The sequence below is a fragment of the Pseudomonadota bacterium genome (genome assembly GCA_030859565.1).
GTDB lineage: Bacteria > Pseudomonadota > Gammaproteobacteria > JACCXJ01 > JACCXJ01 > USCg-Taylor.
Map to the genome: position 1 here is coordinate 1 of JALZJW010000234.1, position 3785 is coordinate 3785.

Annotated in this window: 4 protein-coding genes, 1 tRNA gene and 1 pseudogene; 2 read left to right on the top strand and 4 right to left on the bottom strand. The window is 57.0% G+C overall.

Features of this window, described 5'->3' with window-relative positions; translation table 11 throughout:
• Positions 1–299 precede the first annotated feature (299 nt).
• The 3 genes and pseudogenes from M3436_19940 to M3436_19950 all read right to left on the bottom strand — a co-directional run bounded on the left by M3436_19940 (position 300) and on the right by M3436_19950 (position 2114).
• The gene (locus M3436_19940) at positions 300–1502 is read right to left on the bottom strand and encodes a hypothetical protein (protein ID MDQ3566248.1); all 1203 of its coding nucleotides are present in this window, start codon (positions 1500–1502) and stop codon (positions 300–302) included.
• Positions 1503–1675: 173 nt separating this feature from the next.
• Positions 1676–1822 (bottom strand): annotated as a pseudogene (locus tag M3436_19945) (IS3 family transposase).
• Between the two features lie 216 nt (positions 1823–2038).
• Positions 2039–2114, bottom strand: a tRNA-Ala gene (locus M3436_19950).
• 113 nt (positions 2115–2227) lie between these two features.
• Here M3436_19950 and M3436_19955 point away from each other — a divergent pair.
• Together M3436_19955 and M3436_19960 are read left to right on the top strand one after the other, a co-directional pair.
• Positions 2228–2902 (top strand): TIGR04283 family arsenosugar biosynthesis glycosyltransferase, encoded by a 675-nt coding sequence (locus M3436_19955; protein ID MDQ3566249.1) that lies wholly within the window; start codon positions 2228–2230, stop codon positions 2900–2902.
• A complete protein-coding gene (locus tag M3436_19960; protein MDQ3566250.1) occupies positions 2895–3524 on the top strand; it encodes a TIGR04282 family arsenosugar biosynthesis glycosyltransferase in 630 nt (209 codons plus the stop codon). Before M3436_19955 ends, M3436_19960 begins: the two co-directional genes overlap by 8 nt.
• 21 nt (positions 3525–3545) lie before the next feature.
• On the opposite strand, the gene M3436_19965 is transcribed toward M3436_19960, so the two are convergent.
• The coding region (locus M3436_19965; GenBank protein ID MDQ3566251.1) for a hypothetical protein at positions 3546–3785 on the bottom strand (240 nt) is incomplete at its 5' end.

Below are 3785 nucleotides of genomic sequence, written 5' to 3' on the forward strand. Positions count from 1 at the left end.
CAACAGAAGGTAACGCGCAAGATTCCGAATCTTTATGTCATTGATATACATTCGTGAGATCTACTTCTCAATCAAATTGCAAAATGCCGTGTAGATAAAGAGCTTAGCAAAATACATTGACTAGAGGAGCATCCCGCTCCGATCGCGAACTGCTCGACCGGCGGCGGTTCGCCGGAGCAGGCCTGCCGCGAGCGGTAGCAGCATGGGCCTTTCTCGGGAACCAGCGCATCAAGTGTCCCTTTCGATTCTTTCGATTGCCTGCCTTGCGGGTTTGGGAAAGGGATGAGCATGCAGTGCGGTCATTCACTCCTCGTGAACACTGCGTGTTCGGTCGGCGCAAAGCGCCGATCCCCCCGGCGATATTCCAGTATACCATTCTGCACAGTAATCGACGTGGCTATTTGGCTTCCATCCTTGCCAGAGCGGCGGTCAACCCCCTGCTGCCGGCGACAGACCGTGTGACCAAGGAACCGGCGGACGGCCCAAGCGCGACCGGTCCACCACAAGTAGTAGAAGGAGAAGGCTAAGAAAAGCCCAAGCAGGACAAGCTCCGAAACGCGGAATAACCATCCTGCGAGCCCAATCGAGATGCAAAGCACACCCATAGCACTGAGGAGTAAAACCGTTTGCCGTTGAGACAAACCCGCTGACAAAGCCAGGTGATGAAGGTGCGTGCGGTCGGCGCGGAATGGCGATCGCCCGCTCGCCAGGCGGCGCCCCATCACCGTGACCGTGTCGGCGAGCGGCACGGCCAGAAGCCATAGCCCAATTATCGGTGCGAACACTCGAATGTCGCCTTGGGATGAAGCAATGAGCAAGCAGGCGAGCAGATATCCCAACAACGTGCTTCCCGCATCCCCAAGAAATATTCGCCACCTGCGCGGCTGGACCCCGGGCAGATTGAAGAGCAAAAACGCTGTGACCGCGCTGGCTAGGCAAATTGAAATCTGGAATAGCTCGTACCTTCCCGCAAGGCTGGCCATCACCATGAGCGCTAATAATGCCAAGATCGTTATCGTGCCAGCGAGACCATCGGTGCCATCGGACAGATTGAGCGCATTGATTACCCCCACCGTCGAGAACACAGTAAACGGCACGGAAAACACGCCCAGCGTGAGCACGCCCTCCCCGAGAGACAGATTACCCAGGTCATAGAGCCGCACGTCGGCCCCGTAGATTGCCAACAAAGCTGCCCCGGTCTGGGCGGCGAAGCGCCACCCCGCAGAGATCTTGCAATAGTCGTCCAGCACGCCGACACCGACCACAAGCAGTCCGCCCGCCATGAGCCACGGGAGGGCCTCGAACACCGAGGTCAGCGCTGCCATGGACGAGACAAAGCCCAGGTAAATCGCGATGCCGCCCACCACAGGCACTGAGCCATGGTGGCGTTTGCGACCCTCCGGATTGTCCACCAGCCCCAAGCGCTGGGCAACATGGGCAAGGACAAAGAGAATGCCAACCGTGACCAAAAACGCAATTAGACAGCCGGAGAAGACGTTCATAGAAGTAGCTTCCGTCCTGTATCCCTGAATCCTGAAGCCTCCCCCTCCCCCAGCAAAGGATAAGAAATCTAATGCCAGTTCGCAACTGACGTCTTGTTGTCTGCAGATAACATACGGAATGTGTCAGTAGTTTTGAGACACCTTTCTGTTGAATGTAGTGTAGCAATCATTTGTGAAGGTTTCTTTTCAGGCGGATTGATCCAGACTGCTTCTGGCAGGCGCGGCGGCTCTGGTGGTTTTCTCACAAACCGCTCCGGATGCGCCTCATAGGCCGCCAGTAACACTTCGTGCCGGGCTCGGATGACCTCCTCCGCGCGCCCGCACCTCTGGCGTAGACACCCTCTGTGCCAATATAAGTTGAGACGCCTGCTTGACTTGCTTGGGCATACCACGATCAAAATGACGGAGCGTTACGCACACCTGGCGCCGAAGAACATACGGGCGGCAGTCCTTGTCTTGGAGGGGGCTACGTCACGATCTGGTCATGCTGTGGACTTGAAGGAATCGAATATAGCTTAGTAACCTAATGATAATATTGGTGGAGCCGGGGGGGATCGAACCCCCGACCTTCGCATTGCGAACGCGACGCTCTCCCAGCTGAGCTACGGCCCCAAAGGAGGTTGAAATTGTAACTGGCTTAGAAGAACATCGCTATACGCGAGGCGAAAATTGTAATGTCGGAGGCTTTCCCGTCCTCAACGCCATACACGGCGGATCGGGTTTGTATGCAGATATCTTTCATCATCCCAACGCTGAACGAAGAAACCATCATCGGCGCTACGCTGCAAACCCTACAATCGCCGCGAGAGCGCGGACACGAGGTGATTATCGCCGACGGGGGTAGCAAGGACGGAACGCTGGTTGCCTGTACGGGGTTAGTAAATCATGTCGTTCCCAGCGAGCGCGGGCGAGCCCGGCAGATGAATGCGGGCGCCGCGGTAGCCCATGGCGATGTCTTGCTGTTCTTGCATGCAGACACACAGTTACCCGCCGACGCCGACTTTCGCGTTCTAGCGGTGCTAGCGCGTGCGAAATGCGTATGGGGTAGATTCGATATACGGCTTGCGGGCAGGGATCCAGTCTACCGCCTGGTCGAGTTTATGATGAACCTGCGTTCCCGCGTTTCCGGTATCGCGAGCGGCGATCAAGCCATCTTCGTTCGACGGAGTACATTCCAAACGATCGGGGGTTATCCGGACATACCGTTGATGGAGGATATAGCGATTTGCCGCACTCTCAAGCGCTTCGCCCGCCCCTACTGTTTGCGTGCCCGAGCGGTCACCTCGTGCCGGCGCTGGGAACAGCGCGGGGTCTTGCGCACGATGATACTGATGTGGTGTCTGCGGCTCGCCTACGCGCTCGGGGTAAGCGCCCGGCGGCTCGCCGGGTATTATGACTAACGTAAAAGGCGTCCTGCAGGTTTTTGCCAAGGCGCCTATTCCAGGACAGGTCAAGACGCGTCTAATATCCGCGTTAGGCGTAAACCGCGCAACCCATCTGTATATGCGTTTAGTGCATCACACGTTGAACACGGCAAAACGCTCATCGTTCGAGCGCGTCGAATTGTGGTGTTCCCCGACCGCAACCCATGATTTTTTTTCGCGCTGTTCGGCAACTTACGGAATTTCTCTGCGAACCCAAAAAGGACATGATCTCGGGGATCGCATGGCGCATGCGCTAAGGGACGGGCTTACCAGCCACGATTGCGCGGTGTTGATAGGATGCGATTGCCCCGCATTAACCTTGGCGGATCTCGATCGATCCGCCCGGCTGTTATCCGAAGGCTATGACGCCGCGTTGGGTCCCGCACAGGATGGGGGCTACGTCTTAATAGGACTAACGAAGTTCTCACCGTTCTTGTTCAATGATATTCCGTGGGGGACTGACAGCGTGCTAGGGTTGACGCGAACGAGGTTATCCGCGCTCAGGTGGCGCTGGCACGAACTGCCTCAACGATGGGATGTCGATCGCCCGGGTGATGTGTTTAAGCTCGCGCACGAGTCCGCGCGTCCGGCATTCTAAGCGCGACACTCGTGACGAGCATTAGGCGGCATAGGATTTCCCCGAATAATCGCTCGTGCCGGTTAGCTTGCCAGGGGGATCCAGCGCTTCATAGTAGTTGCGTAGCAGCACCGCAACCCGGTCAAGAAGTTCTCCGGCGTCGCTGACCGGAACGTACCGGGTCGTGATGCCACCAGGTGATTTCGCTAAACTACCGAACAGCTCCGATTCGACGCGATAGAGGTTGGTCGCGACGCGAATCGACGCAAAGTTGTAATCGCC

Excerpts from the sequence above, each read along its gene's own strand:
- M3436_19960 (MDQ3566250.1), top strand. The coding sequence starts at position 2,895 with ATGACTAACGTAAAAGGCGTCCTGCAGGTTTTTGCCAAGGCGCCTATT.
- M3436_19940 (MDQ3566248.1), bottom strand. The coding sequence starts at position 1,502 with ATGAACGTCTTCTCCGGCTGTCTAATTGCGTTTTTGGTCACGGTTGGC.
- M3436_19955 (MDQ3566249.1), top strand. The coding sequence starts at position 2,228 with ATGCAGATATCTTTCATCATCCCAACGCTGAACGAAGAAACCATCATC.